This window comes from Carboxylicivirga caseinilyticus (assembly GCF_050589785.1).
In the GTDB taxonomy this organism is placed as follows: domain Bacteria; phylum Bacteroidota; class Bacteroidia; order Bacteroidales; family Marinilabiliaceae; genus Carboxylicivirga; species Carboxylicivirga caseinilyticus.
Genome location: NZ_JBNGOX010000035.1, coordinates 54656 through 61609, shown reverse-complemented (window position 1 = coordinate 61609; position 6954 = coordinate 54656). Strand labels below are relative to the sequence as shown.

3 protein-coding genes are annotated in these 6954 nt (G+C 35.5%); all 3 read right to left on the bottom strand.

Features of this window, described 5'->3' with window-relative positions; all coding sequences use genetic code 11:
* Nucleotides 1-274 precede the first annotated feature (274 nt).
* The gene (locus ACRD62_RS16510; RefSeq protein ID WP_430821223.1) at nt 275-1684 is read right to left on the bottom strand and encodes a SusD/RagB family nutrient-binding outer membrane lipoprotein; all 1410 of its coding nucleotides are present in this window, start codon (nt 1682-1684) and stop codon (nt 275-277) included.
* A gap of 16 nt (nt 1685-1700) precedes the next feature.
* Nucleotides 1701-4880 (bottom strand): SusC/RagA family TonB-linked outer membrane protein, encoded by a 3180-nt coding sequence (locus tag ACRD62_RS16505; RefSeq protein WP_430821222.1) that lies wholly within the window; start codon nt 4878-4880, stop codon nt 1701-1703.
* Between the two features lie 274 nt (nt 4881-5154).
* Entirely contained in the window at nt 5155-6945 is a 1791-nt protein-coding gene (locus ACRD62_RS16500) for an ABC transporter ATP-binding protein (RefSeq protein WP_430821221.1), read from the bottom strand.
* Nucleotides 6946-6954: the final 9 nt, after the last annotated feature.

The window sequence follows — 6954 nt, the reverse complement described above, 5'->3', positions numbered from 1 at the left end:
TAAGAGAGGTGCTTACGAAATACGATTACAAAAATGTCAAAGAACTTAAAAATAAACAATTAATAATCAGTGGGTTTTAAGCGCCCACCAATGAGCAGTTTTATTAAAACATGAATATACGAACAGTAAAAGTAAGCCAATAAACACATTAGCTAACTTGGTTTTCAAGGCGGAATTTTTTGGATTATGAAATATGGGACATATAAATTTAACATTTTTTTTGATAATCCAAAAGAAAGCCAGAGAGATATATCCCTGGCTTCATGTAAATTAATTATCTATCCCACCATATTGGAGTGTTTATATCATCATCGGGAACATTATCAGAATTGGTACTAAACTCATCGTAAGGATAAGGAAAACGTACTGGTATGCGATCTCCATTCTGGCTATTTGCAGCCACAGCTAAAACTGGCAGACCACTCCTTCTCCACTCACTATAAGCTTCCAAGCCCTGATCATAAAGTGATATGTATTTCTGCACATATAATCCATCCAGATCAACATATGAATTATTAGAAAGAAAAGTTGAGATATCTTCTTCAGGAACTTCCCATTGCAACATAGATTGAGTAACTGCCTGATTGTATAAGTCATTTACATCACCTGAAGAAAAGCCCCGTGCTGCAGCTTCAGCTAAAAGAAAATATGCTTCTGAACTGGTCATTAATAAGGTTGGCCTCGACATTCCGGCCTGATCATTTCTATCATACCACCATGAAGGTAACCTTGATAAATTTTCAGTTGTTATTGCTCCGTACCCATTCGGATTACCTATATATTCAGTTGTTCCAGAAGCAAGTTCAAAATAGTTTGTTCGTCTTGGATCATTAGTGTCATTCATTAAATCAACAATAGTTGAAGATGGAGCCAAATCATTTGACCTACCAGCAGAAGTAAATCGTTCGAAGAGTGGATTATAATTATTTGTTGTAGTTCCATAAGTAAATATTGCATTTCCATTATTGGACTCAATAAATCCACCTTCAGCAATTAAAGCTGTGAGATCTGAAGAAGTAAACTCATCAGTATTACTCATTCTCATCATCAACCTTAGCTTGAGTGTTTGAGCAAATGCCTTCCATTTGGTAAGGTCTCCATTATAAATTACATCCTGTAATAACAGAGTGGGTTCTTCCTCTCCCTCCATCAGATCTATAGCATCATCAATCATTGAAAGCAATGCCGGATAGATATCAGAAACATTATCATAGGCAGGTGTAATATATTCATCAATCTGCATAGCCTGCGAAAAAGGAGCATCACCCCACATATCTGTTATGGCTTGATATGTATATGCTTGCAACAACATACAAACTGCTTTTATATTAGGTGAATTACGTTGCTCTGATAATTTAATTGCAGCATTTAAATCAGATAAAGTCTGACCATAAAAATTGCTCCAGTGATTATCAAAATCTGTTGGTAATAACCTGTATTTATCAACATCCCAATATTGAGTATATATGCTTGACCATTGCTGACATATTAATGAGGCATCACGATTAACTTCAAATCCCATATAATATGCCAGGGCTCCTTCGGCGGCCGCTACTAAATATTCGGTTTCTACTTCTGTTGGATCATTTGGATTTTGATTTACATCCAAAAAATCAGATTCACAGCCTCCCACAAAGATTAATAAAGTGAAGGCTACGAGACTATATATAGATATTTTCTTCATAATTCTTGCTTTTAAATTAAAATTCAAGATTTAAACCAAATGTAAAACTCTTTGTAGAAGGACTGTTTGCATACTCATAACCATGAAGGTTTCCTGTTGTAGCACCAGCATCTACTTCCGGATCAATATGTGGGATATTTGTTCCGAACAACAATAGATTTCGTCCGGAAGCGTAAACACTTCCACTTTGGAAAAATTTGGTTTTCTTTAACAAATCAACTGGTAACTGATATGACAGAGTAACCTCACGAAGCTTAATATAAGAAGCATCAAAAACAAACTGATCATCAACGGAGAATAAGTTGTGCCAATGATAATCATTAATGGTAGTTGGAGTTGAATTAGGCACATAACTTACATTTCCTTGTGCATCCTCAATCATATTAACTGAATTTGGAATAACAAATTCATCTTCTCTTGTATAACCAAACATTGTTTCAGTTTCAGCTACCTGACCTGAATATCTTAAAATAGCAATTGACGTTGAATATAAATCTCCTCCTTGTTTTGTATCAAACAAAACACTTAATGAAAGATTCTTATATTTAAAAGTATTTCTTACGCTTCCCATCCAATCTGGATTTGGATCTCCTATTTTTCTTGGATTATTTTGAATTACAGGCAATCCATCTGTTTCATTAACGATCAAGTTACCATCCGGATCTTTCTCAAAATAAGAACCATAGATAACACCATATGGCTGACCTACCCTAACCTGAATACTTGGACTGGTAAATCCTCCGGGTAAAGTAATGGCATCAACACCCTCAGTAAGACTTAGTACCTTATTTCTATTTCTTGAATAGTTGAAATCAATATCCCAACTAAAATTATCCGTTTTTACAGGATTCAAACGAAGCAATACTTCTACACCCTTATTCTCTATTTCTCCAGCATTAATGTAGTTTTGACTGTAACCAGTACTGGCTGAAACGGCATGTCTGATTATCTGATCTTTTGTTGTTTGATTATAATAAGTCAAATCAAGACCAATGCGATTATTTACAAAATATAGTTCGGTACCAATCTCAAAGTTTGTTTGCATTTCTGGCTTAAGGTTTGGATTTTTTCTCGATTGTTCAACTGAAAAACCATTTACCTGGCCGATTGGAAATTTCAGATTATCACTTAGAGGATCATGAACATCTGTACGTTCGTAAACACTTTGAATTCGATATGGTGCAGCATCATTACCTACCTGTGCCCAATTAACACGTATTTTACCATGATTTAATATGGAAGGATCAATATCCAATAAATTGGTAAATAAAAAGCCCAATCCTGCTGATGGATAGAAATAACTGTTATTATCTTTTGGTAACGTTGATGACCAATCGTTACGAGCCGTTAAATCGAGAAATAAAAAGTTCTTAAATCCAAAATTCAAGGAGGCATAAACGCCGTATAATCGTCGTATCGATTTAAAATCGGTTGTTTGAACACTTGTGGCATTATCAAGGCTATACAAACCATTATTTATTAATGAAGCTGCTTCGATTCTGGCATCACTAAAAATACGCTGATTAATATTATGTCCCAGAATGGCATTTATATCAATATCTTCAGTAATCTTTCCACTATACGATAAAAAGTAATCCGAAGTAATCTGTTCCGAATCCACAAAGTAATTGATAAAACCACCACGTTCTTTATCAGTACTAAAGCCACCAAAAGCAAATTTTTCAGCTCTGTTATCATTATAAGTATCAATACCTATTCTTCCAATCAGTGATAGTCCTTTTGCTATTTTCAACTCGGTTTCTATATTGCCAAAAAAGCGGGTGCGGCTATCATCATTTGGGTTTTGTTCCAGGATAAACCAGGGATTATCCCACCAATCGGAGTAATAAAACCCCATATATTGACCATTCTCATCTTTCAGATTACGCATCTCGCGCCAATCGAAGTTACGACCCGACCATAAAAACATCATGTTTATACCACCGTAATCATATTGTCCCTGAGGATCACGGTTGTGAGCATCAGATAACACAAGATTGGCTGATGAAGAAACTTTTAAGCGATCATTTGGCTTAAAACTACCGTTGAACGAAAACTGATTCTTTTTAAATGTACTGGTTGGCATTATACCTTTCTGATCCAGATTTGTCCATGAAAACCGATAATCGAACTGATCAGATTTCCCAACTATTGCCAGGTTATTAGTATAGATTACACCAGTATCATAAAAATCTTTTCTATTATCGGGCTTGGGAGTAAGCGGAACCATTTCACCTGTAATCGGATGAAGTTCCATTCGTCCATCCATTTCGGGGCCCCAGCTTTCATCAGGAGCATATCCAAGAGCATCAACAGCCCAACCAAGACCCAAATTTACATAACCTTGAGCATACTTATTCTGATAATCAGGAAGTACTAAAGGCGAAGACATTGAAACGGCGAAATTATAAGAAACACCAAATTTATTTTTGGCATCTTTACCACTTTTAGTAGTAATAATAATAGCTCCATTAGCTGCCCGAGATCCATACAAAGCCGCGGCTGTTCCTCCTTTTAGTACTGAGATATCTTCAATATCATTGGGATTAATATCCATGGCAGCATTACCATAATCAATACCTCCCCGACTAAATCCATCGGCAGCACTTGAGTAATTATTATTATCAATAGGAATACCGTCAATAACAAACAGAGGCTCATTATTACCTGTTACAGATGACCAACCTCGAAGTATGACTCTAGAAGAAGCACCAATTGATCCATTTGATTGTGTCACTTGCACCCCTGCAACTTTCCCTGTCAGATTGTTAACAAAGTTAGTCTCCTTCGCCTTAATCATATCATCTGTACTGACTTTCTCAACAGCATAAGTCAGTCCTTTCTTCTCGCGTGATATACCTAAAGCAGTAACAACTACCTCTTTAACATCAATGGCATCAGGCACCAGTATAATATCAAGCTTATCCAAACCTAATACATTATGTTCCTGAGTTGACATTCCAATAAAAGAGTAAACCACAACCTGAGCATCCGATGGTATATTTAAAACATATGCACCATCACTTCCTGTTATTGTTCCAATAGTTGTTCCTTTAACTAAAACAGATACTCCTGGAATTGCAGAACCATCTTCTGAGGATGTTACAACACCCGTTATGGTTCTTTGTTGAGCCTGTATGAAGCCTGTAAATAACAGCACTCCTAAAATCAACATAAATAAATGTTTTTCTTTCATATTCATAGGATTTAGATGTGTAACTATGAAAGAAATTTACATTTATCCATATTAATAACCCATAATAATCAACAACTCACAGATTACAACTTACAGATAACCAATATATATATTTATAGTGTTTTAACTGATAAAATACTGCATTTGAGCCAATGATACAGGTTTTTCACTGTTTTTAATCAAGATATTTAATAGATATCGGCACAGGATTATTTGATGTAATATATTTTTAACACAATAAGCTAAAACCCTCTATTTATGTCGATTAAAAGCATCATGATAATATCTGTTGTTCAATACCTTGAAGGTTCGAAAGCTTCTTATACACACCATTATCTTTTGACAACAATTCAACATGTGTTCCTTTCTCAACTATTTCTCCTTTTTCCAACACAAAAATCTGATCTGCATTTATAATGGTTGATAAGCGATGAGCAATGACAATAGTTGTTCTGCCCTTCATAAGGGTTTTAAGTGCATCCTGAACCAATTTCTCGGAATGAGAATCCAATGCAGAAGTTGCTTCATCTAAAATTAAGATTCTTGGATTACGTAATAATGCACGTGCTATGGCTATTCTCTGTCTTTGTCCTCCTGATAGTTGAGTACCTCTCTCTCCTACTATTGTTTCCAAACCGTCCTCAAAATCTTCGATAAACTCCCAGGCATTAGCACTTTTAGCTGCATTGATAATTTCTTCTTCCGATGCATCTGGTTTACCATAGGCAATATTTTCTCTTATCGATCCTCCAAAAAGGAATATATCCTGTGGAACCAAAGCCATCTGTGATCTTAATATTGAAAGGGAAAAAAATGCAGCATCTTTATTATCAAACCAAATCATTCCTTCTTCAACATGATGCAATCTGAAAAGCAACGATGTTATGGTTGTTTTTCCGGCACCACTGGCTCCAACCAAGGCAACCATTTGATTTGGCTCTATGGTGAAACTTACATTTTTTAGAACCTTTGAATCAGGTCGGGTTGGGTATGCAAAAGATAGATTTCGGAATTCTATTCCCCCTTTAAGGCGATCAGAAGGCTTTATCTCTTTTATTTCTTCTAAATCTTCTACTACTTCACCTGTTATTTCAAATAAATCTTCTGTTGCTCCCAAAAATCTTTGAATCCGTGCAAATAAACTTGCTAAACCGGCAATTGAACCGGCAATAAAACCAGAGTAAAAAACAAATGAAAATAATTCACCTGCATCCATTTCACCCGATGCAATCAAAGTTGCTCCCCGCCAAATAATTGCCACTAATGCACCAAACATTCCAAAAACCATAAATGAACTAAAAGCTCCACGGTATACACCTCCTTTTACTCCTACCTGAGCAATTTCATTTGTTTTCTTTTTGTACCTGGCCATTTCCAGAAACTCATTGGCATATGATTTAACACTCTGTATTCCCTGGAGTGTCTCTTCAACAATAGTATTAGACTCGGCAACTTCTGACTGTGCTTTTTTTGAATATCTCCTTATAAAACGACCAAAAACTACAGCTAACAAAACTACTGCAGGAATTACTGCCAACATAAACACCGTAAGTTTTGGAAGAATGTAAACCATTGCTCCAATACCACCAATTATTGTAATTAACTGTCGCAGAAATTCAGCAAAAGTAGTAGTTAAGGACTCCTGAAGTAAGGAAATATCAGCAGATAATCTGCTATTTAATTCGCCGACTCTTCTCCTTTCAAAAAAGGCCAGTGGTAATTTTATCAGATGATTAAAAGTAAATTGTCGAAGATCAGCCAAGGCTTTTTCTGTTACTTTCACAAACAGATAAGTTCTGAAATACGAAAACAAGGATTGTAAGATTAACACTACTCCTATAATTAACGCTAAACCATTTATTTTTTCAGCTAATAAACCTTTACTTCCGGCCGTAATTAAATCTCCCAATAACTTTGGAAAAGCTAACGAGGCAAGGCTCGATCCCAATAAAAAAAGAATACCTATGAAATATTGGAGCCTGTATGGCTTAATAAATTTATAAAGTTGAAAAGCCTCCTTGAGACCGCTTCGAGTAATTTTTTTCTTTTTAACTTCAGTCATCATGATTATTTA